The organism is Staphylococcus sp. GDB9P120P, assembly GCF_017893435.1.
Classification (GTDB): Bacteria; Bacillota; Bacilli; order Staphylococcales; family Staphylococcaceae; genus Staphylococcus; species Staphylococcus cohnii.
The window spans coordinates 519,895-545,411 of sequence record NZ_JAESNB010000002.1; the positions used below are offsets into that span (position 1 = coordinate 519,895).

At 32.1% G+C, this 25,517-nt stretch carries 24 protein-coding genes and 1 pseudogene; 20 read left to right on the forward strand and 5 right to left on the reverse strand.

Annotated features, from left to right (window positions below):
• Positions 1–169: 169 nt before the first annotated feature.
• The 8 genes and pseudogenes from KA856_RS02300 to KA856_RS13830 all read left to right on the forward strand — a co-directional run.
• Entirely contained in the window at positions 170–1,564 is a 1,395-nt protein-coding gene (locus KA856_RS02300; protein ID WP_107385989.1) for a YfcC family protein, read from the forward strand.
• 184 nt (positions 1,565–1,748) lie between these two features.
• Entirely contained in the window at positions 1,749–2,312 is a 564-nt protein-coding gene (locus KA856_RS02305) for a GNAT family N-acetyltransferase (protein WP_210138487.1), read from the forward strand.
• Between the two features lie 148 nt (positions 2,313–2,460).
• A complete protein-coding gene (locus tag KA856_RS02310; RefSeq protein WP_107385991.1) occupies positions 2,461–2,976 on the forward strand; it encodes a VOC family protein in 516 nt (171 codons plus the stop codon).
• 28 nt (positions 2,977–3,004) lie between these two features.
• Positions 3,005–3,988 carry a D-cysteine desulfhydrase family protein gene (locus KA856_RS02315; protein WP_107383999.1) on the forward strand — a complete coding sequence of 328 codons (984 nt, stop codon included), beginning with the start codon at positions 3,005–3,007 and terminating at the stop codon, positions 3,986–3,988.
• Positions 3,989–4,105: 117 nt separating this feature from the next.
• Positions 4,106–4,435 carry a thioredoxin family protein gene (locus KA856_RS02320; RefSeq protein WP_107384000.1) on the forward strand — a complete coding sequence of 110 codons (330 nt, stop codon included), beginning with the start codon at positions 4,106–4,108 and terminating at the stop codon, positions 4,433–4,435.
• A gap of 218 nt (positions 4,436–4,653) precedes the next feature.
• Positions 4,654–5,175, forward strand: a complete 522-nt coding sequence (locus KA856_RS02325) for a GNAT family N-acetyltransferase (protein ID WP_107384001.1) — start codon at positions 4,654–4,656, stop codon at positions 5,173–5,175.
• A 324-nt stretch (positions 5,176–5,499) separates the two neighbouring features.
• The gene (locus KA856_RS02330) at positions 5,500–6,468 is read left to right on the forward strand and encodes an alpha/beta hydrolase fold domain-containing protein (RefSeq protein ID WP_107505102.1); all 969 of its coding nucleotides are present in this window, start codon (positions 5,500–5,502) and stop codon (positions 6,466–6,468) included.
• A 228-nt stretch (positions 6,469–6,696) separates the two neighbouring features.
• A pseudogene (locus KA856_RS13830) lies at positions 6,697–6,926 on the forward strand (hypothetical protein); the annotation flags it as partial.
• Here the strand turns inward: KA856_RS13830 and KA856_RS02335 are convergent.
• Positions 6,912–8,075: an ArgE/DapE family deacylase gene (locus KA856_RS02335; protein ID WP_107385993.1), complete on the reverse strand. Its 1,164-nt coding sequence runs from the start codon at positions 8,073–8,075 to the stop codon at positions 6,912–6,914. The pseudogene KA856_RS13830 and the gene KA856_RS02335 overlap by 15 nt on opposite strands.
• Positions 8,076–8,219: 144 nt before the next feature.
• The gene (locus KA856_RS02340; protein ID WP_107385994.1) at positions 8,220–8,543 is read right to left on the reverse strand and encodes a hypothetical protein; all 324 of its coding nucleotides are present in this window, start codon (positions 8,541–8,543) and stop codon (positions 8,220–8,222) included.
• A 428-nt stretch (positions 8,544–8,971) separates the two neighbouring features.
• Here KA856_RS02340 and pgsB point away from each other — a divergent pair, with 428 nt between their 5' ends.
• Genes pgsB through KA856_RS02365 form a run of 5 tightly spaced genes read left to right on the forward strand, consistent with a single transcriptional unit; the run spans position 8,972 to position 13,411 of the window.
• A complete protein-coding gene (pgsB, locus tag KA856_RS02345; protein WP_019470028.1) occupies positions 8,972–10,129 on the forward strand; it encodes a poly-gamma-glutamate synthase PgsB in 1,158 nt (385 codons plus the stop codon).
• 1 nt (position 10,130) lies between these two features.
• Positions 10,131–10,583, forward strand: coding sequence for a poly-gamma-glutamate biosynthesis protein PgsC (gene pgsC, locus KA856_RS02350; RefSeq protein WP_046206761.1), 453 nt, complete (start codon positions 10,131–10,133; stop codon positions 10,581–10,583).
• A 14-nt stretch (positions 10,584–10,597) separates the two neighbouring features.
• On the forward strand, positions 10,598–11,668 hold the full coding sequence (locus tag KA856_RS02355) for a CapA family protein (RefSeq protein WP_107384006.1): 1,071 nt from the start codon (positions 10,598–10,600) through the stop codon (positions 11,666–11,668).
• The gene (locus KA856_RS02360) at positions 11,658–11,816 is read left to right on the forward strand and encodes a hypothetical protein (protein WP_182467335.1); all 159 of its coding nucleotides are present in this window, start codon (positions 11,658–11,660) and stop codon (positions 11,814–11,816) included. Before KA856_RS02355 ends, KA856_RS02360 begins: the two co-directional genes overlap by 11 nt.
• 2 nt (positions 11,817–11,818) lie before the next feature.
• Entirely contained in the window at positions 11,819–13,411 is a 1,593-nt protein-coding gene (locus tag KA856_RS02365) for a gamma-glutamyltransferase (RefSeq protein ID WP_107384007.1), read from the forward strand.
• Positions 13,412–13,495: 84 nt separating this feature from the next.
• Here the strand turns inward: KA856_RS02365 and KA856_RS02370 are convergent, their stop codons facing one another.
• Positions 13,496–14,584, reverse strand: a complete 1,089-nt coding sequence (locus tag KA856_RS02370; protein ID WP_107384008.1) for a YkvI family membrane protein — start codon at positions 14,582–14,584, stop codon at positions 13,496–13,498.
• A 17-nt stretch (positions 14,585–14,601) separates the two neighbouring features.
• Positions 14,602–15,939: an aspartate aminotransferase family protein gene (locus KA856_RS02375; RefSeq protein WP_107384013.1), complete on the reverse strand. Its 1,338-nt coding sequence runs from the start codon at positions 15,937–15,939 to the stop codon at positions 14,602–14,604.
• A 550-nt stretch (positions 15,940–16,489) separates the two neighbouring features.
• Here KA856_RS02375 and KA856_RS02380 point away from each other — a divergent pair.
• Genes KA856_RS02380 through KA856_RS02390 form a run of 3 tightly spaced genes read left to right on the forward strand, consistent with a single transcriptional unit; the run spans position 16,490 to position 18,896 of the window.
• Positions 16,490–17,074, forward strand: a complete 585-nt coding sequence (locus KA856_RS02380; RefSeq protein ID WP_107385996.1) for an MptD family putative ECF transporter S component — start codon at positions 16,490–16,492, stop codon at positions 17,072–17,074.
• A 1-nt stretch (position 17,075) separates the two neighbouring features.
• On the forward strand, positions 17,076–17,795 hold the full coding sequence (locus KA856_RS02385; RefSeq protein ID WP_107384010.1) for an energy-coupling factor transporter transmembrane component T: 720 nt from the start codon (positions 17,076–17,078) through the stop codon (positions 17,793–17,795).
• A 9-nt stretch (positions 17,796–17,804) separates the two neighbouring features.
• On the forward strand, positions 17,805–18,896 hold the full coding sequence (locus KA856_RS02390) for an ABC transporter ATP-binding protein (protein ID WP_245336588.1): 1,092 nt from the start codon (positions 17,805–17,807) through the stop codon (positions 18,894–18,896).
• Here KA856_RS02390 and KA856_RS02395 read toward each other — a convergent pair.
• Complete coding sequence (locus tag KA856_RS02395; RefSeq protein WP_210129319.1) at positions 18,832–19,860, reverse strand: helix-turn-helix domain-containing protein; 1,029 nt, start codon at positions 19,858–19,860, stop codon at positions 18,832–18,834. The genes KA856_RS02390 and KA856_RS02395 overlap by 65 nt on opposite strands.
• 463 nt (positions 19,861–20,323) lie before the next feature.
• On the opposite strand from KA856_RS02395, the gene KA856_RS02400 reads away from it, so the two are divergent.
• From KA856_RS02400 to KA856_RS02415, 4 genes are all read left to right on the forward strand, one after another.
• The gene (locus KA856_RS02400; protein ID WP_210129318.1) at positions 20,324–21,349 is read left to right on the forward strand and encodes a LacI family DNA-binding transcriptional regulator; all 1,026 of its coding nucleotides are present in this window, start codon (positions 20,324–20,326) and stop codon (positions 21,347–21,349) included.
• A 200-nt stretch (positions 21,350–21,549) separates the two neighbouring features.
• The gene (locus tag KA856_RS02405) at positions 21,550–22,845 is read left to right on the forward strand and encodes an MFS transporter (RefSeq protein WP_224395352.1); all 1,296 of its coding nucleotides are present in this window, start codon (positions 21,550–21,552) and stop codon (positions 22,843–22,845) included.
• 16 nt (positions 22,846–22,861) lie between these two features.
• On the forward strand, positions 22,862–24,346 hold the full coding sequence (xylB, locus tag KA856_RS02410) for a xylulokinase (protein ID WP_183076638.1): 1,485 nt from the start codon (positions 22,862–22,864) through the stop codon (positions 24,344–24,346).
• Positions 24,347–24,365: 19 nt separating this feature from the next.
• Entirely contained in the window at positions 24,366–25,436 is a 1,071-nt protein-coding gene (locus KA856_RS02415; RefSeq protein ID WP_107505078.1) for an NAD(P)-dependent alcohol dehydrogenase, read from the forward strand.
• Positions 25,437–25,517: the final 81 nt, after the last annotated feature.

Below are 25,517 nucleotides of genomic sequence, written 5' to 3' on the forward strand. Positions count from 1 at the left end.
TCATAATATTTTATGATTTAGTTAAAGATATTTAAAAATAGATTGAAAATTCAGCATAATATCTATAAAGTGTATTATTATAACAGTAATTTATTAAATTGATTGATCAGGTTATTTTTTAGATTATGATTTTTTTCAATTAAAAACCATTTAATGGGGGATATTTAAAATGTTCAAATCAATTTTTAAAAAGATAACATTTAAAACACCACATACATATGCATTGTTATTATTTATCATTGTTGTGGCTAGTTTACTTACATATTTAATACCAGCTGGGGAATATGCACGTGAAAAAAAAGATGGACAAACATTAGTTATATCTGGTTCATATCAAGAAGTGTCACAACATGGCGTTTCGTTTTTTGATATATTTCGAGCAATTCCAGAAGGATTACAGAGTGGCGCTGAAATTGTATTTTACATTTTCTTAGTGGGTGGCGCATTTGGTATTGTCCATAAAACAGGCGCATTTGAAAATGGTGTGAATAAAGCAATGAACACATTAGGATCTTATAAAGTACTAATGATTCCATTGACTATGACGATATTTTCTATATTAGGTTTTTCAATTGGATTAGCAGAAGAAACGATTATCTTTGTTCCTATTGGAATTATTATAGCAAGAACATTAGGATATGATGCGTTGACTGGAGCAGCAATGGTTATACTTGGAGCAGCAAGTGGCTTTATTGGTGGTATGTTAAACCCATTTACTGTAGGTGTTGCACAATCTGTAGCGGAGTTACCATTATTTTCAGGTTGGGGGTTGCGTTCGATTATTTATATCTTTGTCTTGTTGGCAGCTATTACAACAGTGATGATATATGCACGTAAAGTGAAACAAGATATGTCGAAAAGTATTGTATACGAACTGGAAAAAGTTGAAGGACAATCTACGGAAGCGATGGATACGCCACGTTTTACGAAGCGACAGAAAGTTGGTTTACTACTCATTGTTGCAGCGATCGTATTAAATGTGTTTGGTATTTTTAATTATGGTTGGTCCTTTAACGAGATGAGTGCTAACTTCTTATTGGCAGGTTTACTTGCAGGTGTCATAGGAGGATTGGGCGTCAACGGTACATTTGAAGCCATGATAGAAGGTATGAAAGATATTTTGTTTGGCGCAATGATTGTTGGCTTTGCTAAAGGTATTATTGTCATTTTAGAAAATGGCCAAGTAATAGATACCATCGTACATGGTATGACAACCTTGCTTACAGATGTACCTTCCTCGGCAGTTATCATCGCGATGTTTATCTTACAATTCTTTTTGAATTTCTTTATACCATCAGGTTCTGGACAAGCATTAACTACTATGCCATTAATGGTACCAATCTCTGACTTATTACATATCAATAGACAAATTACTGTACTTGCGTTTCAATATGGAGATTCAATCAGTAATGTCTTATTTCCAACTTCTGCAATTTTAATGGGTGCTTTAGCTGTTGGAAAGATATCTTATACTCAGTGGCTTAAATTTGCTTGGAAATTAATTTTAGTATGGGTAATCATATGTTGTATTGGTATGTCTATTGCCTTAATAATAGGTTATTAAGTAATAATTTGCTAAGTCATTTAGCTAACTTGAACTTCATGTTATTAGGAGTAGTCTCAGATATTAAAGTATTAATTAGATATCTGAGGCACTCCTATTTTTTATGTCTAATCATTAAAATGTTGAAATATTCAGAAATTACAAATAAGATATGATATAAGACATAATTAAAGAAGGTGAGACAATGCAATATAGACCGTTTATAGAAATACTGCCGAACGTTTCATTAAGACCACCAGATCTTAAAATGGCTGAATCATTATTTGAAACCATTCAAGAAAATTTTACGCATTTATCACGATTTTTAGATTTCATTACTGAAGATCTCACTGTAGATGCGGAAAAATCATATTTAAAAATGATGATACAACATCAAGCTGAAAGTAAAGGTCAATTATTTCTAATCTATTATGAAGATGAATTGATTGGCACAATAGATTTACATAAAATCGATTTAAAAAATAAAAAAGCAGAAATAGGTTATTGGATGGCGAAAAGATATACAGGTAAGCGAATTGCGACGGAAAGTGTTGTGATTATATGTCATTATGCATTTGAAATTTTAGAATTGAATAAACTTACGATTATTGCAGACGTAAGAAATATTGCTAGTAATAAAGTTGCTAAAAATGCAGGTTTTCATTTTGTCGCAACTGATATTCAGGACATGTATGATGGTGAAAATTATCAAGATATGAATCGATATATTTTATTGAAAAATCATTTTGACTTGGCTGAAAGTCATTAAATGCTAGATTGATTGCCTGTATAGCACATGCTTAACAGTATCCGGTGTGTCCAAGTCACAAGCAATTGTTAGTAAACTTATTGTATTGACTGATATTAGCTATGATATGAAACAGACGAAAAGGATATATAAGGAGGATTACGACTTGATGGCTAGAGGTATTAATCATATTGGTTTAACTGTACCTGATATTGAAATAGCAACGGCTTTCTTTAAAGAGGCTTTAGATGGTCGTATTGCTTATGATAGCCAAACTAAAATGGATGAACCTAGAGGTGGCCAATTTGTTGAACATGTATTGGGATTGGAGAATGGCGCTGAAATTGTTAAAAAGAGAATGATGGTGTTCAATGATGGCCCTAATATAGAGATGTTTGAATTTGTATATGCAAATCAAAAAAGCGCAGTAAATTTACAAGACATAGGTTATACACATATTTCATTTTACGTGGACGACTTTGAAGCATCGCTTAATAAAATCAAACAAGCTGGGGGAGAACCTATCTCTGAACCTCACAGTAATACAAAATATGAAGATACAGCTGGTAATCGTACGGTATATGTTAAAACTCCATGGGGAAGTTTAATTGAGTTGCAAACGATACCAAATGGTTATTATTATCCTAGAGATAGCGAGGCAAGTGTATTTATTCCGGACGTGTAAGAAATATTGACGCAGGAGGTTAAAAATAATGTTAAATAGAAAGTTAGATGTCGCCAACTTACCCACGCCTATTCATAAGTTAGAACACTTAAGTAAACGTTTAGGCAAAGAAATTTATATTAAAAGAGATGATTATACTGGTACTGAAATATCAGGGAATAAAGTAAGAAAGTTAGAGTATACAATACAATATATAATTGATCATGGCTATGATACGATTATTACAACAGGTGCAATCACATCTAATCATGCCAGAGCAACAGCAGCACTATGCGCAAAATATCAAATTGAATGTCATCTCGTGTTAGAAGGTACAATGAAATCTTTTGAAGGTAATTTATTCTTAGATGCTATGCTTGGTGCACATGTACATGTGATTGACGACGATCAGTCTCGAGAAATAGCGATGGCACAATTGAGTCATACACTAGAAAGTAAAAACAAAACACCTTTTATGATACCAACTGGCGCATCAGATTGGATAGGTACGCATGGTTATATCAATGCTTTTGAAGAGGTTATAGAACAAGAGGCTGAATTAGGTTGTCATTTTGACTCTATTAATGTAGCTGTAGGCTCAGGTGGCACATATGCAGGTTTATGGTTTGGTAAACACAGTCACAACCTACCGACAAAGATAATTGGTTATGCAGTCAATGAAAGTGCAGCAGCCTTTAAAAATAAAGTGCAAACAATCATTAATCATTTAGATGAAAACATAGATACATTCGATACAATTACCATTAATGATAGTTATATTGGATTAGGTTATGCACAAGCAACAGATGAAGAATTAGCATTTTATATTGATATTGCACAACAAGAAGGTATTGTTTTAGATCCAACCTACACAGGAAAAGCTTTTAGAGGTATGGTTAAAGAAATTCAAGAAGGAAAATATGATGATCAACAAACAATTTTGTTTATTCATACAGGTGGACTACAAGGTTATACAGAGGAAACTAGAACACGTATTCAACGATTACTGCCAAATTTCAATAATGATTTGTAAATATATTTAGATATGATGATTACGTACACATTTTGTAGTCAAAAGCATATAAATTGCGAAGTATACTATATATGGTGCATAATATTAAACACTTTATAATTAAGGAGGGTGTTCTATATGACTCAAACATTAAGTTCCATGGATGAATATCATTCATTTATTAACAAACATCCGCTCGTAGTCATTCATGTAATGAGAGATAATTGCAGTGTTTGTCATGCGGTATTGCCGCAAATTGAGGACATGTTGCGTGAATTCCCAGACATACCATTAGGTGTGGTTAATCAAAGTAATGTAGAAGAAATAGCTGGTGAATTATCTATCTTTACAGTACCGGTTGATTTGATCTTTCTCAACGGTAAAGAAATGCATCGTCAAGGTAGATTTATTGATATGCAACAAATAGAACACCAATTATCCATAATGTATGAAAGTTTAAAATCATAAATGAATATGAAATAGTTGTGCATTATAAGTAATTAGACATCCTGTTGTTAGTTTATTAACATAAAAGTAATACTAATAATAGGATGTTTCAATTTAAAAACCTTATAATTAAAAGTAAATTGTCTAAAATAAAAATGAGGTAAATTAAATCACAAGTATCATATATAATAAAAATAATGTATGATAAGATTAATCTATTGAATTGAGGAGGAGTATTTATGCGCATAGAAAGAATATGTCCGAATGAAGCTGAAGCGCTGTATACTTGCATGAAAAAGATTGATCAAGAGACACAATACATGCTCTATTTACCTGATGAAAGAAGTTTTAATAAAGATAGACTTGTTGATGATATTAAACACAATTTCTATATTGGTGTTAAAACTGATGAAAATGACATTCTAGGATATTTATCTGTACATATTAGTAGATTAGCGAAAATTAAGCATATCGGTTATATTGTGACCGGTGTGATAAATGAAAAACACCATCAAGGGTTAGCAACAAAGATGTTTCAAGAAACAATAAAATGGGCTGAGCGTAAAGGGTTAAGAAGACTAGAATTAACTGTCATTACAACTAATACTCCGGCAGTTAAATTTTATGAGAAATTAGGATTCAAAATTGAAGGTATCAAACATGAATCTATTTATATGGACCATCATTTTTATGATGAATTATATATGTCAATGATGATAAATCAATCATTTTCAATAGATTCAGCTATACTCGAGAGCTAACTTAATACAAATTAACATTACATCATTTCGTAATGAAATGTACAATACATATTAATAAAATGAGTTAACGATAATTCAACTTCGCTCTAGTTTTGGAGAATTGTATCCAAAAGGCGTTTTATAGCATTTTCTTAAAAGGATTATTTACTATATTTTGATGTGTGAAGCGCACTAGTCACACAACATATTTGAGCATGGTAGGCTTGTGTGAGGTGTTAATGTTTAAGTGTTTATTAAACTTATGGATGGAGCACAATATATAGTTTAGTTTATTGTTGATACTAACCAAGTCACGAAGTAATTGTTCATTGGAGGTAATATGAAATGCTAAAAAGAATATTAACCATTGCAAGTGTTAGTGTGATAGCTTCATATTTATACGCCAAGCTTTTAGAAAAACGTAGTTATAAAAGCTTTTTGTATGAAATAATGATTAGAGCAACAAAGATGAAACAACCATTTGAAAAGAAAGCAAACGCACAAAAAGCGCTTGAATTTGTTAAAGAACAAACACAAGGCGAGTACGAAGGTACGAATTATAACTTTGACAATGCTGTTTACACTAAAAAAATTCACAATGTAACCAATTATATTGTGAATGATAAAGAAGATCGTCAACAAAAAGTAGTGATATACATTCACGGTGGAGCGTGGTTCCAAGATCCACTGCCATATCATTTTGAATATATAGATATGTTGGCAACAGCCTTTGATGCAAAAGTAATAATGCCAATATATCCTAAAATTCCACATGCAACATATAAGGAAACTTTTGAATTACTAGAAGAGATTTATAGACGTGAATTAGAACAAAAGGTGAGTTCAGAGCGTGTTGTTATCATGGGCGATTCGGCTGGAGGCCAAATTACATTATCTTTTGCACAGTATTTAAAAACAGTGAATATGTCACAGCCAAGTGATATTGTGATGATTTCACCAGTACTGGACGGTACATTTAGTCATCCTGAAGTTTACAATTATGAAAAAATTGATCCCATGTTAGGTGTTGAGGGCAGTAAATATTTAATTAGTCTATGGGCTGGTGAACTGTCATTAACGGATTGGAGAGTTTCGCCAATTTACGGATCATTCAATGGATTAGGAAAAATAACCATTTCAATTGGTACAAAAGAAACGCTTTATCCTGACGCGGTTAAATTATCGCAAGTGTTAAATGCTCAAGGTATTCATCATAACTTTATCCCAGGATACCAGCTATTTCATATTCATCCTATCTTCCCAATTCCTGAAAGAGCACAATTTATCAATAAGTTGAAAAAAATTATAGACTGATATAATCATGTTTTAACGCGATAGAGAGTCTGGAACATAAATTTCAGAAAAATAGCACTCAGATGATTTAATTCAATTCATCTGAGTGCTTCTTTTTTATGCAATATTTCGTATTGTTGGCTCGCTTTCTTTGGGGACAGTTTCAGACTGTCTTGTTCCCTCAAGAGTCTCCCCAAAATACGTCACATTATTGAACACGAAAAATGTAGTATAGGTTAGGAAAACAAACGCGTCAAAAGCGAACTTGGCGTTGTATTAATGGCACTTGATATAAGAAAGTAGTAGATCAACGAGCTAACTATAATCAAAATAATAATGAAAAAGACAATTTCTATATTATTTCAATAGAAATTGTCTTTTTTCACTTGTCCAAGAACTTTATGTCCCATGCTCATTTGATTTTATACTATTTTATCAAAATGGTATTTATAATCGATTTACAATCATACTTCGTTTGAATTATTTAAGTAAGTAGAGAAGAAATCTGTAAATAAATCAACAAATGTCAGATATATATCTTTTTCCACGTGTTCATCTACTTGGTGTGCTTGGCTTACAGCCCCAGGGCCATACATGATAAATGAAAAGTTTTCATCTTTGTCTACTAGTAAATCAGACGCGTCGGTAACACCAGGTGAAGCTTCAGTTGGTAATGTAGTATTTAAATATTTTTCTCCCATTTCAACAGCAAGTTCAGCTAATTGGTTTTGTCCTGTAGTATAAACAGGTGGTCTAGACATGTATGTGTCAATATCGATATCCGTTTGTTCAGTTTCGACTTGTTTTAAGATTTCGTTGAAATATGAGATGAACTGTTCGTTATCATGCTCAGGAATCGTACGAATATTAAATTCAGACTCAGCATGTTCAGGAATGGAATTCACCTGATTACCACCGTTGAAAATTGTGGCATTCATAATTGCATTGCCTAATAAATCATTACTTTTAGTGAATTTTTCAAAGCCTTCATCAGCTTTATAAACAAATTTTACTAATGGTGAAATTGCATTGAAACCAAGTTGAGGCATAGAACTGTGTGAAGCCTTGCCACGAGAAGTGACGCGAATATCCATTGATCCTTTATGTGCATAAATAATTCGATCTTGAGAAGGTTCAGCAATCACTAGTGCATCAACATCATTCATATATCCTTTATCTTGAAAAGCTTTTGCGCCTTCACCTACAATTTCTTCACCAGCAGTTGCTAGTAAACGAATTTTTCCGTGTTGTAATAAGTTTTGATCATGAATATCTATCATACTGATTACTAATGCTGCTAAACCTGATTTCATATCAGCTGAGCCACGTCCGTAAAGTTTACCATCAACTTCAGTAAGTTTGAATGGATCATACGTCCATTTACTTTCATCGCCCGCAGAGACAACATCCATATGACCGGAGATACCTAATACTGGACCATCTTTACCGATTTCAGCAACTAAATTTGCGCGACTGTCGTTAATTTTAATGATGTCGGATTTTATGTCATGTTCTGCTAATAACTTTTGCAGATATTCACAAACTTCGATTTCATTGTCATTAACTGATTTAATGCTAATCAAGTCTTCTAATATTTGAATTTTTTCTTGATCAGTAAATTTACTCATAATAAAAACCTCATTTCAGATATAATAAGAAAACTAATATCTTTATTATATCTGAAAATTCAGACGCTTTGAAATTATACCCCTTTGTAAAAAATACATAATAACTAGATTTTGAACAAATTGTCAAAAATAGGTGACAAAAAATTAAACATGGTTTTTAGATGCGTCATTATCTAAAGACCATGTTTTTATAGTGTTATATTGATTGATTGTTGGTTGAGCCATGTGTTTAGATTGCAAATGTTTAGGGATAGAGCGGTTTTCTTGTGTAGATGGTTCAGAAGGTTTTGAAGTATTGTTGGTCTCATCTACATTTTCAATATGTCTTGTATTATCTGTATCAAGTACTGCACCACGCATATCATTACCTTGGAAGCTACCTACTAAAATCATGATTAAATAACCACAAGTTATGAGTGCAACAATAATGAGATAAAGTGAAACAGTTAGCTTTACAGGTTTGCTCATGTCCATCCTCCTAAAGTATCTTTAATTCCTTTCACCCTTAAGATAACATTCGAATTTTAATAATGTGTAAATTTCAAGTAAATATTATATTTCATATTTTCGGCCTTTATTATTAATTGATGAAAAAATTTTTATAATATTTTTTACTTAAATTTTTTTATTGAAGAAAAAGGATTAACGTTGATATGAAAGTATTTCATTTAACCTTTAATATAATTTTACATTGAATGTAAATGTGTATTTACATTCAATTAACAGTTAATTTATAGACTTTATATAAAATCAACAACTACGTGGTAGCATGTCAGTATTGAAAGGTATAAAGATTTGTTTATACACAAAGGCCATTTTTTGTGCTAGATATTTTCACTAGATTAATGATCTTTGCACGCAATTAATAAATACGCAGATGAAAAGAGGGACAGAGTTTGCTACTAATCATAATTTGTATAGGCGTAATTCTATGGCTAGGAATTGTCGAAAAACGAAGACATTCTGACAGATTAGAAAAGATTCCTATACGTATTAATATAAATGGTATTAGAGGTAAATCAACGATTACACGCTTGATTTACAGTATTTTGCGGGAAGATAAATACCGCGTGATTGGTAAAACAACTGGTACAGATGCACGCATGATGTATTGGTTTACACCAAGAGAATATCCTGTATATAGAAAACCTCAAGGTGCAAATATAGGTGAACAACGTGATATCGTCAGAAAAGTTGTGAAGCAAAGAGCTAATGCATTAGTTAATGAGTGTATGGCAGTTAATCCAGACTATCAAATTACATTCCAAAAAGATTTAGTGAAAGCGAATATTGGCGTCATTGTTAATGTAATGGAAGATCATATGGATGTGTTAGGGCCAACGTTAGATGAGGTTGCTCAAGCATTTACAGCAACTATTCCATACAAAGGTCATCTCGTCGTAATGAAAGATGATTATACTAAATTTTTTGCTAAAGTAGCTAAACGGCGTAAAACAAAATTAATTGTTGTTGATAAGGAAGAAGTACCAGAATCATATTTACGAGAATTTGGATATATTGTCTTTCCGGATAATGTAGCAATTGCAATGGGTGTAGCTGAAGCATTAGGCATCGACAGAGATACTGCCTTAAGGGGCATGTTAAATGCACCACCTGATGTAGGTGCTGTAGAAGTTAAATACTTTAATGCAAATAATACAACTAATGTGTATGTGAATGCTTTTGCAGCAAATGAGCCACAGTCTACTAAAGCCATTTTAAATAAAGTAGAGTCATATAATTACCCATATCAAAGAATCGTGATTATCTTAAATTGTCGTTCAGACAGGGTAGATAGAACTCGACAATTTGCAGAGAATTTCATAAAAGATGTACCGTTCGATACATTAATTTGTACCGGAAAAAGTACTCAAATGGTTACGGAAGTAATGAGAGAATTACCTGATAAAAAATATTTGAATTTTGAAGGTAAAAATATAAATGAAGTTGAACGTGCGCTTTATGCAGAATCACACAATGCTTTGATTTTCTGTGTTGGTAATATTCATGGACCAGGAAAAGAAATCGCACAATATATAGAAGGGATACATTAATATGATAGGTTCAGAGTTATATTTTTCATTATTCGTGGGGATTGTTTTAAGCCTCATTTTTGCCGAGAAATTCGGTATTAGTCCTGCTGGATTAGTTGTACCAGGATATCTAGCTCTCATATTTGATCAACCAATCATGCTACTATCTGTACTAATCATTAGTTGCATTACATATTTTATTGTGAACCATGGTATTAGTCGCTTTGTCATTCTCTACGGGCGTAGGAAATTTGCTGCAATGATATTAACTGGAATGGTATTAAAATTTATATTTGACTTAATTTACCCCTTAACCCCGTTTGAGATGGTAGAAATGTCCGGTATTGGTGTCGTAATACCAGGTATCATTGCAAATACTATACAAAAACAAGGTGTTGTAATTACTTTATCTACATGTATGTTACTAACATGTATTACATACATTGTTTTATTCTTTTATAGCTTTATTAATTAGTAAGGAGCAGATATATGAAGCAATCTAAACGATTCTCTATCGATGAGCGTGTTTTGAAATGGACAAAACGCCATAAAAGAAGGAATTCCATATATACCGGCTTGATATTAATTATAGCGTTGATTTTGTTAGTATTTGTGTTGAAGCATCAGGATTTTGAGCCTGTTAAAGCTATGAATAAAGGAAAAGATGAAATTAAACTAACATATCTAGGTAATGTGGAATTAAATAGTCATACGAGAAAAAACAATATTAATGATACCTTTAGCGCCGTTGAAGACATGTTAAAAAACAGTGATTATTCAACAGCAAGTTTAAAACTAACCAAATTTTCAGATGATAGAAAAACAAATATTACTAAAAATTTAGAAAATGTAATGTTTTTAAAAGGTTTAAATATTAAAAGTTTAAATATCATAAATCAAGTCACTGATAATATTACAGCAAGAGATTTTAGTAGAGCTGTTGAAGCACAAAATGGTTATAATTTTTTAACTGGTAATGGTTCTAATCCTATTAACAGTAAAACAGTACAACAAACGGTGAAAGGTAAGAAAGTAGCAAACGTTTCCTTTACAGACGTTGAGTCTGATTACACAGATCCATTGAAAAATACTACGTCCATCAGCTTGGAACCCAATATCTATGTTCCATTAATAAAAAAATTGAAAGAAAAAAATGATTATGTAGTAGTTAATGTGGACTGGGGGATAACTGATGAAAGGTCAGTAACAACAAGACAAAAAAAATATGCACACTCTTTAGTAGATGCGGGTGCTGATGTCATCGTCGGACATAATACAGTTGTTCAGGAAATTGAAAATTATAAAGACGCTAGCATTTTTTATAGTTTAGGTAATGTCACCTCAGAAGGTTTCTTATCAAAGAATAAACAAGGCTTAGCTGTCCAACAAAATTGGAATGGTAAAAATTCTAGGTTTATGATCACCCCAATAAAAACAGTGGGTGGTAAATTGACTAAATCTACACCCAACAAAATTGAAGAAACTAAATTATTAAACAATATAAAAGGTGACAACATTAATCTTAAAAAAGAGAATGGAGGTTATATTTATGAACATTAAAGACCATTGGGTAAGTATTACAATCATTGCAGTTGTATTGATAATATTCTTACTAATTGTATTCGCTAGAGCGAATGAAGGTTTAGACCATTATGAACAAAATGAACTTAAATCTTCACACCATCAATATTTGTCTAAAGGAGCTTAACTATGAGTATTTACAATAAAAAAACGCTCATCGTAATATTACTCCTTACTATTATCATATCCTTCACATTTTATATGATTACAAAAAAGGATAATTATAATAAAGATGATTTATATGAGAATAAAATTGCAGATCATCAACAAGACATATCGGATAAAAATTACGGTGTAGCTTCCAATAATCCGATTGCTACACGTGTTGGAGAGAAAATTTTGCAAGATGGCGGTAATGCAGTTGATGCTTCAATCGGTGTCTCATATGCGCTTGCTGTCACTGAACCACACTCATCAGGTCTAGGTGGTGGAGGTGCAATGCTGGCTTACGATGGTCAAGAAAATGTTGCGCCGAAACAATGGCAATATAAAGATATTTCTTCCTTTAATTACAAACAAAAAGATAAAATCGGTGTGCCAGGTTTCGTTCGAGGTCTTGAAGATGCACATAAAGAAGCGGGGAAAATGGATAGAAAGAAAATCATGAACTATGTTATTCCTTTAGCTGAAGAAGGTTTTGAAGTTGATTCAGAACTAGAAAGAAGTTTGAAACTATATGGTTCGGACGTAGATAGAGATTCACCTTTCTTTGAAGGAGAGCAAACAAAAAGAGAAGGTGATGTCATTAAACAACCAGCTTTAGCTAAAACATTGAAAGGTATTAGAGACAATGGCCCTAATTATTTCTATGATAAAGTTGGTAAAAGTGTCACTAAGCAAACGGATGACAAACTAACAGAAAAAGATTTTCAAAGTTATAAAACGGAGAAAAAAGAGCCAGTGAGTACAGATTACTTAAATAATAAAGTTTATGCGGCTTCAAATCCTTTAGGAGGATCATTGATGCTTCAAGGTTTAGAAATTGACGAAGCTACAAATAATCAAGCAGCTCAAGGTAATCGTCTAGATTATATTACTGGTATATTAAAATCTAGAGATTTAATGTATCGAAATAGGGATATTGTAAATGGACAAGATGAAGATTATGATGAATATCTTTCACAAGATTACTTGTTAGGTAGATTAAATGAAATTAATTTTGAAAGTAATTTTAATACCAATAACATCGATAATACAAGTACAACACACTTTGTAGTAGTTGATAAAAATGGACAATTGACAAGTACAACGAATACATTAGCAAGCTTCTTTGGTTCAGGAAAGTATATGAAAGAAGGGTTCTATATGAATAATTCATTGAGCAACTTCTCTTCTAATCCATCTAGTCCAAATTATGGTGCGAAACACAAGCAACCACGTTCATTTACTTCACCGAGCATCGTAGTTGGTCCTGATTATTATATGGGTATAGGAACGCCAGGTGGTAACAAAATTCCGACTACATTAAATGAGGTGATTATTGATTACTTGCGTAACGATGGTACGCTACAAGAATCTATCAATAAACCGCGTTTTTATAACGATGGAGGCAAAATCTTTTATGAAAATGCTACTGACCAGCAAGATATAGACATTTTCAAAAGTTTAGGTTTTGAAATTGAAGAAAAACGTAATGATCCTAACTTTGGAAGTGTACAAGCTGCGCTTTATAATAAAAATGATAAAACAGTAGAAATCGGTCATGATGTGGGGAATAGATAGTCTGTTTTCAATAAACTCAATAAAAAAGTCCAAGGCATAAATTAATGTCTTGGACTTTTTTTATTGAATTTTAACGGCTGTCATTTATGTACTACGTTTATTGACGAAATTATTATATAACGTACGCACAAAAATGATAACTACAACAATTGCTCCTATATAACCTACAAATGGATATATAATGGATACTAATTCTCCAAAAGGTAATGTACCACAAATTATAAAAATAATACCTAACACAACTGTTACAGGAACGCTAAGTTTTGATGGGAAAATCTTCATAAATTCATTTTTAACTAACCAATACATTGGTGCAGTTGTAGAATAAATCCCTAATAAAATACATACTGAAAATATAAATGCTATAAACGGCGCAATCGTATTACCTAAATAAAGTACAGGAACCTCTAATTCAAATACATGATCAGAATGCACTAATAGCGCAATAATCATTACAATTACTGTTAACATCAACACAGAGCCTCCAACAATTCCAGTAATACCAGCTTCTTTTCTACTATTTGATTGTTGACCAAGTTGTGAAAAGAAGATACTGCCTGCTAAGATGTTGTAACAGAAAAATAATCCGCCAGATTGCCACCAATGTGTTGTTGGTTGTAAATTTTTAGCGCTTTCTGGTAAATAGAGCATATTAGATAAACTACCGATATTTGAGAAGAAAACAATTAAGCAAATACCAATTGTTAAGATGACAATAATCGGTCCAACGGTACCAATAATATCGACTAACTTTTGTAATCCTAAAATAACTGTAATCATTGCGACAATGCCCATACCTAGTACACCGACTAGATTTGGGAGATGGAATTGTTCTGCTACTACAGCTCCTGTACCAGCAATCATGATGACAACAATGCTAAAAATAAAAATAATTGTAAAATATTCAATCAGCGTACCCAAGATGTTGCCGCAATAATACTTAAATATTCTGCCTGGCTGTTTTAATTGAAGATCAAATCCCTTCATCATTAAGGTGGAGCCAAGTAGACAGAATAATAATGCGCTAACTAAAGCTCCGAATATACCATATATGCCAAAGGATGCAAAAAATTGCATAACTTCTTGTCCAGTTGCAAAACCAGAACCTATGAGATAAGCGATGTAAGCACCGCTAAGTTTTATAACATTTGTGAGTTTTATTTGTTGTTGCATCATTGATCCCTCCAATTTTACCAACCTTGACCAGCAATGTCGTAATTGTCTAATTTTCCAGATGCTAAATCTTCAATCGCAGATTCTAAGACATTTAATGCTGTATCAAGTTGGTTATACGTTATGACTAACGGAGGTTGGAAACGGAGTACGTTTCCAGCTACTGCAATAATAACAACACCATTATCAAAACAGCGATTGCAAATTTTTAATGCGGCTTCCGCATCACGTGTCTTATTTTCTTTATCAGAAACGATATCTATCCCGATAGATAACCCTTTACCTCTAACATCTCCAACAGCATCAAATCGTTCGATCCATGAATCCATACGGTTACGTACATACTCACCTTTATCTGTACTCGCTTGAAGTAAATTTTCATCCTCTATCATACCAATTGTAGCTAATGCCGCTTCACAGCTTACTGGATTAGCGCCAGTTGTAAATAAATGTGCTGGTGCTTCTAATGTATCCATTATTTCAGCACGACCTACAATTGCAGACATAGGCAGACCGCCTGCTAACGATTTTCCAAATGTAATCAAATCTGGTTCAATATGATAATGTGAAACTGAACTCCATTCACCAGTACGACCAAGTCCTTGTTGGATATCATCCACTGCTAATAATATGCCGTGAGCTTTACATAAATCTTGTAAAGCTTTAAAGTAACCATCGACTGGTTCCAATAATCCACCATCACCTTGTATCGTTTCAATCACGATACAAGCTACTTCATCAGCAGGTACATATTTTTCAAACATTTCTTTAAGTGGCGCAAGATATTCATCGACAGTGTTAGCGTTTGGACTACCAAACATACCTCTGTATCTATCAGGGAATGGAATATGATAGAATCCTGGTAACATTGGGCCATACTTTTTTCTCATGTTTAAACTTATGGCAGACATCGATAATGACCCATATGTAGAACCGTGATAAGCATTAACGAAACTGATGATATAAGGTCTTCCTGTATACGCTCTTGCAAGTTTAACGATGCCGTCGTTTGCATCTGAACCAGAAAGTCCGAAAAGTACACGTTTTTCATAATCCCCTGGTGCAATTTCACAGAGTTTCTTAGCAAGTTTAACTAAAGGTTCATGATACATATAAGCAGGCGTATAGTGTATGAATTTATCTACTTGTGATTTAATAGCATCTGACACTGGTTGAGGTGCATGTCCTACATTTTGTGAACTAGCACTCGCAAGTAAATCGATATATGTATTGCCATCCATATCAACGAGTGTTGCGCCATAGCCATGAGAAATAGCTAATGGATAGTATTTTATTCTTCCCGGTTTCGCAAAATACTTACTATCTTCATTGATTAATTGTGCAGCTCTCTCCATTTTCTCCATAATTTTCAATCCTCCCATGTATTACTTAATATAAGTCTGTTTAATAGTTATACAAATTAAATACACACCTTTTACTTCATATCCCGTTGTTTAAAGAGAAAGGTGTTATTAAATATTTTTCGTTTACTTCAATAATTTTTAAAAATGAAATGAAGTGGTGATACGTATGAATATACTAAGAAAATTCGGAATTGTAAATATATTCTGAAAATTTAAAGTTGAATAACACTTAAAAAATGTAATATGACACATATAATCTTGAGGAATGGATTGTATGATGACAAAATGTATTATCTTTGCTTTTAGAAATGACGTATTGATTTTTGTGAAAAATAAGAATAAATGAATATCTAAATGTGAAATGGAAAGTTAGTTTTTGAGAAGTTTTTCGTTTATAATATAAATAATAGGAGCTATGCAATACGATGTAATTGATAATTATTTTCAATTATAGTATCTTGAGTCTACAATGATGTTATAGCTTAGTTATGTCTACTTGTAATATTAATATTTATCGTTATGTGTAAAGAGGGAGTTTTAGATGAATAATAGTAAGATAGAAGTTAAAGATTTAATAAATATAGGACTCTTTACGGCAATATATTTTATTTTTATAGCACCTCCTGGCATTTTAGGTATTATACCTATATTCATGTTATTGCTTCCTGCAATGGTTGGTTTAGTAGGTGGCATACCTATTATATTACTGATATCAAAAGTTCGAAAATTTGGTGCATTGACGATATGCGGTACGATTGTAAGTCTTATTTTAGCTATAATGGGGCATCCATGGATTGCGTTGATATTTAGTATACCTGTTATATTAATTGCAGATGGCTTAATGGCCATGAAACACTATAAAAGCTGGAAATACAATTGTTTAGGGTATATTCTCTTTTCCTTTTGGCCTATTGGTACATTTATACCATTTTACTTTATGAGAAATTCATATTTATCTTTTATTCAAGACAAATACGGTATTGAATATCAGAATACTGTCGCCACTTTATTTTCTGTTGAAATGATACCAGTTATTATTATTACTACAATAATTGGTGCATGGATTGGCGTTTATATAGCAAAATTAATTTTAAAAAAACATTTCAAACGTACAGGTATGATTTAAAATGTATAGTCAAACTATCCCACAGACCTATTTATTAAATTTAGACCCAAGAATTAAAATTGCGTTAATCTTGATGATATCACTAGTTGCATTAACAGGTGGCGTTACAGGTGTTGAAGTGTATTTAAGAGCAATAATAATACTTGTTCCAGCATTACTATTATTATGTATTAAGAAATATACAATAGGGTTATTCATTTTGATTTTAACTGTGATAGCGTGGTATGGAGAAGCATTTGTAACGATTGGTGGTAACCAAGTTGCCACATTATTGATTTTTGTACCTTCGGGCATCATAACACGCTTTTTACCTTCACTTGCAATGGGCTATTATATTTTTAAAACTACACAAATTGAAGTGTTAATAACAGGATTAGAACGGATGAAATTATCAAGAAAAATCACGATCCCGATTGCCGTTATGTTTAGGTTTTTGCCAACAATTAGAGAAGAGTCGGCTGCTATAAAGGATGCTATGAAAATGAGAGGTATTTCTTTGAAAATCGCCTTTATACATCCAATACAATATGTTGAATATCGTGTTGTCCCATTACTAAACAGTGTTGTGAAAATTGGTAACGAATTAACAATTGCTTCAATTACACGCGGTTTGAATTTAACGCATAGACGTACATCAATTATTTCCCTTAAAATTCGTTGGTTAGATTGGTTGTTATTAATATTATTACTGTTACTTTGTATCATTTATTATGTAATGTGAGGGTAGAATATGATTCAATTAAAAGATGTGTCTTTTAAATACGAAGAAAGCAAAAGCAAGATATTAAATAATATTAACCTTACTATTGAAGATGGTGAGGTTATTTGTTTAACTGGGACTTCAGGCTGTGGAAAAACTACCTTAACGAGGTTGCTTAATGGTATTATTCCTAACTTTTATAAGGGAGACATAGACGGCCAAATTTTAATAAATCATAAAGATGCACAACAGCAAGATGTTTATGAGTTAACACAACAAAGTGGCTCTGTTTTCCAAAACCCAAGGTCACAATTTTTTTGTTTGAATACGACAAGTGAACTTGCATTTGAACTTGAGAATTATGGTATATCACCCAGTCAGATTATGACACGAATCAAAGAAGCTGCTGAACAATTTAATTTTAAACACCTTTTAGATAGGGACATATTTAATTTGTCAGGTGGCGAAAAACAAATGCTGGCTTGTAGTGCTATTCAAGTATATGGTCATGAATTGATTATTTTAGACAAACCTTCGTCAAATTTAGATTTTAATACCATTTTTAAAATACAACAAATGATCAAAATTTGGAAAAATGAAGGTAAAACAATTATCATTGCCGAACACCGTTTACATTATTTAACTGAAGTAGCAGATCGCTTTATTATAATGAAAGATGGGAAAATAAGTGAAATTTATGAAAACGAACAATTTAATGCTTTATCAAATAAACAATTAGCAACTCTAGGATTAAGAAACATTCATTTAGAACAATTGAATGTAAAAGCTAAACGTAATAATAAATTGGGATACTTAAATTTGCAAAATTATTATTTTAAATATAAAAGAAGACAGAAATTAGCTTTAAATATAGATGATGTCAATATTAGTAAGGGCAAAGTGACAGCGATTATTGGTCATAATGGCTCAGGTAAATCAACATTTGCACGTTGTTTAACAGGTGTCGAGAAAAAATTTAAAGGCTTTATTGATACTGGAGAAAAGAGGATAAAGACACAACAAAGCCTAGTAGATACTTATTTGGTATTTCAAGATGTTAATAATCAATTGTTTGCGAAAAAGGCGGGTTGTCAACTTTTAAAGTTATTTCAAAACCTTTGATAAGCAATTGCTTGATCGCTTCAAAGACGTTGTGATAATCTAATTTGTTTAAATCATCGAAATTAGTGTGAAGTAAAATTAAATTTGGCTTTGAAATTAGCGATAGTATTTTAATTGAAAAATTTGAGCGATTAAATGAAATTAACTTATGTAAATCTTCAAATGTGATAAAAGTACGTGTCACATTAAATTTGTGAGTATACTTCAGTTTATCCAAAACGATTTGATTAGACGAAATATGTTGATTATGAGAAAAGTTATACATTTTGTTGATAATCTTAGTTAAGTTAGATGTGCTTAAAGAAACTTGGTACGGTGAATTCAAATCATTTTTCCTGAATTGATGAATATAGTATTTTGGTGGCATTTTTACATAAAATTTGAAGTTTTTAGAATATGTACTAACGTTAGTGTAACTATATTTTAATGCGACATCGTAAATACTTTGTTCCTTTTCTAATAAATCAAATAGGGATAATGCAATTTTAAGAGAACTTGTATATTGTTTGAAATTCATATTTAATATTTTGGAAAATAAAATAGATATATACGATTGTGATATATAAAAAGCTTTAGACACTTGCTTTGTAGTTAAAGGTTCATGGATATGTTTATGTATGTATTGAGTCAGACGTTGAACTAAAGGATGCTTGGTATACAAAGTTGGTAGATATTGATCATCTAAATGGACTTTTGCTTCTTTAAGTAAAAATTCAATAATATTTGATATATAAAGATGCATGTATTTTCGATTTTGAATGTGATTATGTAATTTTTGCAAAATTAAGTTACGAAATTGTTCTATATATTTAACTTGTTTGATATCAAAAAAGGCGTTAACGATGGATTTATCCTTTTCTATAAATAAAGGGAGTGGTATTTTAAGTTCTATTAGATTTTCAATATCAATATATTGATATAAATCTGCATTATTAATTATACAAGCATGGTCAATGGTTATCATCGATCCATTTAAATTTATTTTACACGACTTATTTATAGGAATTAAGATAATGATTTCATTTATGCATCTCGCTAATTCAGTCATATAATGATTTTTTTATTGATAGAGAACTTATCACAAAGATCACCTTTACTTTATTATGTGACACTCACAATTAAATTATTAACGTTATTGTACAACTGACGCATACAAAATAGTTAGGTTACAAATAAAGTTTATTAAAATGATAGTAAGAATTAATAATTCGTATTTAGAATATAAGGGTAAATTGCAAAATCTTTATTTTGGAAAATAAAACACCCTTTGAAGTAATAAAATGATTAGTGTCCATTCAAATTACGCGATAATGAAAAATTTCCAAAATTTATGATAGCGTTTGCATTTATTATTATAAATATATATAATGAATTTAGCTGACAAGAATATGTCGAAACAAATAACTTAAACGTTTAAGGTGGGGGATATGGTAAAAAACAAACCTACACTTCATGATGTAGCAAAAGTTGCTGATGTATCTATTGCGACCGTTTCTAATGTTTTAAATAACAAAAGTACTGAATTAGGAAAAAAGACGAGGCAAAGAGTATTAGATGCAATTGATAAACTGCACTATGAACCAAACCAATTTGCAAGAAGTTTAAAAACTGGACAATCTAATTTAATTGTTTTCATTGTACCTGATCAAAATCCCTTTTTCACAGAAATACTGACAGAATTAAATAACGAATGTCAAAAACATCAATTACATATAGCTGTTGTGTCGTCAGAGGAAAATGAACTAAAGCAACAAGCCTTAATAGAAACGTTTATCGCACAAAATGTAAGCGCTATTATATTAGTGCCTGTAAAATCTAAATTGAAGTTAAAGAAAGAGTGGAAGCAAACACCTATCTTGACAATAGATAGAAAAATAGATGGCGCAGATTTACCTTCTATAAGCGTAGATAACAAAAAAGCAGCGTTTAATGCAACTCAAAGAATTATTGATAGTACCTGTAAAAATATAGGGTTATTGTTAGCAAATCCTGATATTAGCACAACCTCAGAGAGAAAATTGGGTTATGAACAAGCGTTGAAGAAAAATAATATAAAGTTAGATGAACAAATTATTTATTATAGTAATCAGCAACTGGGCACGGATGCGCAAATTGATAGCGGCTATCATGCGACGAAATCATTAATTAATAAACATGTTCAAGCCATTGTGGCAACTAATCATTTATTGTTATTAGGTGCGTTACAAGCAATAAAAGAGAGTGGCAAAAAAATCTCTAAAGATGTAATTATAATTGGTTTTGATGATAGTTATTGGAATGAAATTTATACTCCGAAATTATCAGTCATTTCACAACCTACAAAAGAGATAGGTCGTGTCGCTGGAGAAATGATCAATCATCTAATTCAAGGGGAAAATGTTTCTTCGGTAGAACTAGATACGAAATTAATTATCCGTGAATCATGTTCATTTGCTGAGGATAAGACATTATGATTAAAACTTGAAAACATATTCTTAATCTAATAGCTGTTGATGCTTGTTATGGTTATATACAGTTGAAAAGCTATAGTTATATAGATTATTTAAGCAAGACGGGTTTTTAAAATCATTTGATTTTAATCCCGTTAACTTAATCACTAAAACTTAAACGTTTAAGTTTATTTTAATCATTTTTTAAATAAGGGGGAAATATTTTGGATAACGTTACAATTTCTAAAGATAGTCCAAAAACATGGATGGGTATTCCGAAAATTATTTTTATTGCACTTATAGCTATATTTATTTTTATGACAGGAGATGGTATTGAACAGGCATTTTTATCAAAAAATATTGTTGATATCGGCTTTTCTAGTGGTCAGGCTTCTTTAGTTTTTACAGTTTATGGTGTGATGGTAGTTGTGGGGTCATGGCTAGCGGCTGTTTTATCTGATGTTTACGGTCCTAGGAAAATAATGGCTTTAGGAACGGTGATATGGCTGATTTTCCATGTGCTTTTTTTACTGTTTGGAATAGGAATGGAGAATTTACCCATGATGTTAGTGTTATACGGTATTAGAGGATTGGGTTATCCTTTGTTTTTATATGGTTTCTTAGTATGGGTGACCTATATTACTGATAAAGCAAGACTAGCCACAGCAATAGGTTGGTTTTGGGCAATGTTCTCAGTAGGTATGGGAGTAATTGGTACTTATTTGCCTAGTTTCACTATTCCATTTATAGGTTTTAATGGAACATTATGGATGTCTTTAATATGGATTTTTATCGGCGGTTTAATCGCATTTATAGTTGTAGGAAAACGCGATGTAAAACCGAATATAACGCTTTCAGTTAAACAAAGATATACTAAAGTATTAAAAGATATCGGCGTCGTGTATAAAAATCCAGACATTATTAAAGTTTTTATCGTACGTATCATCAATCAATTATCATTATTTGGGTTAGTTATTATCTTCCCAGTATTATTTACGGAAACTATTGGTTTTTCAATGCAACAATGGTTATGGACATGGGGGACAATGCATGTGACATGTATCGTTGGAGATGTAGTTTGGGGTATTATCGCTGATAAAATTGGTTGGAAACGCCAAGTAATGTTATTCGGTTGTATTGGTTGTGGCATCACGACATTATTATTCTATTACTTACCAATTCTAAGTGGTGATGTGTTTGCAATCGCAATTTTATGTGCAGTATTATTTGGTATCACTCAATCAGCATTTGTTCCTATTTTTGCGATTTTTACAGCCTTAGAGCCCGATCATATTGGTGCTACACTTTCTTCACATAATCTTGCGGCAGGATTGAGTAATTTTATTGCACCATTAATTGCTACGCTTATTTTACCATTATTTAATGAAGTGGGCGTTGTATGGGCTTTTGCAATTTGTTATTTCGTAGGTGCAGCAATCACTTATTATATTAAAGTTCACCAACCTGGCTTTGGAGACGATAAAGTTAGAACATTAAACACACAAGTTGAAAATTATTAAGAAAGGGAGAGGTAAAGTGGAAAATGTTGTACTTGGTGTAGATTTAGGTACGAGTTCAGTGAAAATTATCGCTGTGAATAAATGTGGTCATGTTATTGAACAGTCAAGTATTCCTTTGAAATTGAGTCAACCATATGCTGGTTATAATGAACAGGATCCTGAATCGTGGGTTGATGCAGTAAAAGAAGGTATAAAAAAATTGATAAATAAAGATGCAATGGCAAATATACGTATTAGCGGTCTTTCATTTTCTGGACAAATGCACGGTTTAGTACCATTGGATAAATCATACAAACCTATTAGAAATGCAATATTATGGAATGACACTAGAACTACTAAACAATGCGAAGAACTAGAAAATAAATTTGGAAAAACGCTTTTAAATAATCCTATACTCGAAGGTTTTACATTACCTAAACTTTTATGGATGAAACAGAATGAGCCGGATTATTGGCAACAATTATCTGTGTTTTTGCTGCCTAAAGATTATGTACGCTATCGATTAACAGGTCATATTGCTATGGAATATAGTGATGCAGCAGGTACGCTTCTCTTCAATCCTAAAACAAATAACTGGGAAAAAGAAATAGGTGATAAGTTGAGCTTTGGTGATATATATCCACCGTTAGTACAGTCGCATAGCTACGTCGGTAACGTTACAGAAATTGTAAAAAATGAACTTAACATTACCGAAGATATTGCTGTTTTTGCAGGTGGCGCAGATAACGCATGTGGTGCACTAGGTTCTGGTGTTATAAAAGAAGGTCAAACGTTATGTAGTATAGGAACTTCAGGTGTGATTTTATCGTGTACTTCAAACAATGAAGTAGATTATGGCCACAATATTCATTTCTTTAAACATGCCATGCCTAATATGTCATATGCAATGGGCGTTACGTTAAGTGCAGGTCATAGTTTAAATTGGTTAAAAGAAATGCTTTTTAAAGCGTATTCTTTTGATGAAATCTTGAATTTTGCTGAGAAATCTACAATTGGAGCAAATGGGTTATTGTTTTCACCATATATTCAAGGAGAGCGGACACCACATGGTGATGCATATATTAGAGGAAGTTTTATTGGCATAAATAGTAATACAGAAGAAGCGGATTTTGCACGAGCTACAGTCGAAGGTATTACTTATTCACTGTATGAATCTATTGTATATATGAGAGAAAACGGTAGGCAAATTGATGAAATTATTTCAATTGGTGGAGGTGCAAAAAACAGATTTTGGTTACAAATGCAAGCCGATATTTTCAATACTCAAGTCACTGCATTGAAATATGAAGAAGGACCAGGTGTAGGTGCAGCGATGCTCGCTGCATATGGTTTAGGCTGGTTCAATACAATGGAAGCTTGTGCTGAAACATTTATAGCATTAGGAGAGACATATAAACCTAATAAAGAAAATCATAAAAAATATAAGCAGTATTTTGAAGTTTATAAGAATATATACGCACAGACAAAAACGATGACAGAGAGCTTATTAAAGATTAATTAACTTTTAGGAGGAATTTAAAATGAGTAATAATATTCCAGAAACAATGAATATTTCAATATTAAATAAACCATTTGAGATGGAACTTAAAGAAGTAGATGTACCTAAGTTAGGACCGACAGATGTTTTAGTAAAAGTGATGGCAGTAGGTGTTTGTGGTTCAGATGTTCATTATTATGAACACGGTCGTGTAGGAGAATTTGTAGTTGAAAAACCACTAATTTTAGGACATGAATGTTCGGGAATTGTTGCTGATATTGGTCCAGAAGTAACACATTTTAAACCTGGAGATAGAGTTGCTATTGAACCTGGTGTTCCATGTGGAGAGTGTGAATACTGTAAATCTGGTAAATATAACTTATGTCCAGACGTTAAGTTTTTAGCCACACCTCCTATTGACGGCGCTTTTAGTCAATATATAAGTCATCCTGAAGGGTTTCTATTTCATATTCCTGATGCGTTATCATATGAAGAAGCAACATTAAATGAACCATTCTCAGTCGGTGTACAAGCATGTAAACGTGCGAACGTTCAACCAGGTTCTACAGTAGTAATTATGGGCATGGGCCCAGTGGGGTTGATGGCTGTCGTAGCAGCAAAAGCTTTTGGAGCTACAAAAATTATCGTGTCAGATCTTGAACGAATAAGATTGGATGAAGCATTAGAACTCGGTGCAACACATGCTATAAATATTAAAGAAGAGGATGTTATAACTCGTATCAATGAAATAACAAATCATAGAGGTGTAGATTATGCTTTTGAAACTGCAGGCAATCCTACTGCACTACAAAATGCATTAGCGGCATTGAACAATGGAGGAACTTTAGCAATAGTTGGCTTGCCTCAACAAGAAAACATTGAATTAAATATACCGTTTATTGCTAATCATGAAATCAATGTTGTAGGTATTTTTAGATATGCTAATACTTATCCAATGGGCATTGAAATGTTATCTTCAACTGCAGCAAATTTAAATACAATGTTTACCGATTCATATGATTTAGAAAATGCACAAGAGGCTATGGAAAGAGCGAGAACAAACAAAAGTGGTTCATTAAAAGTTATGGTTTATCCTAATGGAAAATTAAAGTAAGCGCATTATAAGAAGATCTAAAATCACTGCCTGAAAGTGATTTTAGATCTCTTTTCAAATGAGCAATTTTTGCACATTTGT

Bases quoted from the DNA above. Each gene is read 5' to 3' on its own strand.
- KA856_RS02300 (WP_107385989.1), top strand. From the start codon at position 170: ATGTTCAAATCAATTTTTAAAAAGATAACATTTAAAACACCACATACA.
- KA856_RS02305 (WP_210138487.1), top strand. From the start codon at position 1,749: ATGCAATATAGACCGTTTATAGAAATACTGCCGAACGTTTCATTAAGA.
- KA856_RS02310 (WP_107385991.1), top strand. From the start codon at position 2,461: ATGGCTAGAGGTATTAATCATATTGGTTTAACTGTACCTGATATTGAA.
- KA856_RS02315 (WP_107383999.1), top strand. From the start codon at position 3,005: ATGTTAAATAGAAAGTTAGATGTCGCCAACTTACCCACGCCTATTCAT.
- KA856_RS02320 (WP_107384000.1), top strand. From the start codon at position 4,106: ATGACTCAAACATTAAGTTCCATGGATGAATATCATTCATTTATTAAC.
- KA856_RS02325 (WP_107384001.1), top strand. From the start codon at position 4,654: ATGCGCATAGAAAGAATATGTCCGAATGAAGCTGAAGCGCTGTATACT.
- KA856_RS02330 (WP_107505102.1), top strand. From the start codon at position 5,500: ATGCTAAAAAGAATATTAACCATTGCAAGTGTTAGTGTGATAGCTTCA.
- KA856_RS02335 (WP_107385993.1), bottom strand. From the start codon at position 8,075: ATGAGTAAATTTACTGATCAAGAAAAAATTCAAATATTAGAAGACTTG.
- KA856_RS02340 (WP_107385994.1), bottom strand. From the start codon at position 8,543: ATGAGCAAACCTGTAAAGCTAACTGTTTCACTTTATCTCATTATTGTT.
- pgsC (WP_046206761.1), top strand. From the start codon at position 10,131: ATGATAGGTTCAGAGTTATATTTTTCATTATTCGTGGGGATTGTTTTA.
- KA856_RS02355 (WP_107384006.1), top strand. From the start codon at position 10,598: ATGAAGCAATCTAAACGATTCTCTATCGATGAGCGTGTTTTGAAATGG.
- KA856_RS02360 (WP_182467335.1), top strand. From the start codon at position 11,658: ATGAACATTAAAGACCATTGGGTAAGTATTACAATCATTGCAGTTGTA.
- KA856_RS02365 (WP_107384007.1), top strand. From the start codon at position 11,819: ATGAGTATTTACAATAAAAAAACGCTCATCGTAATATTACTCCTTACT.
- KA856_RS02370 (WP_107384008.1), bottom strand. From the start codon at position 14,584: ATGCAACAACAAATAAAACTCACAAATGTTATAAAACTTAGCGGTGCT.
- KA856_RS02375 (WP_107384013.1), bottom strand. From the start codon at position 15,939: ATGGAGAGAGCTGCACAATTAATCAATGAAGATAGTAAGTATTTTGCG.
- KA856_RS02380 (WP_107385996.1), top strand. From the start codon at position 16,490: ATGAATAATAGTAAGATAGAAGTTAAAGATTTAATAAATATAGGACTC.
- KA856_RS02385 (WP_107384010.1), top strand. From the start codon at position 17,076: ATGTATAGTCAAACTATCCCACAGACCTATTTATTAAATTTAGACCCA.
- KA856_RS02390 (WP_245336588.1), top strand. From the start codon at position 17,805: ATGATTCAATTAAAAGATGTGTCTTTTAAATACGAAGAAAGCAAAAGC.
- KA856_RS02395 (WP_210129319.1), bottom strand. From the start codon at position 19,860: ATGATAACCATTGACCATGCTTGTATAATTAATAATGCAGATTTATAT.
- KA856_RS02400 (WP_210129318.1), top strand. From the start codon at position 20,324: ATGGTAAAAAACAAACCTACACTTCATGATGTAGCAAAAGTTGCTGAT.
- KA856_RS02415 (WP_107505078.1), top strand. From the start codon at position 24,366: ATGAGTAATAATATTCCAGAAACAATGAATATTTCAATATTAAATAAA.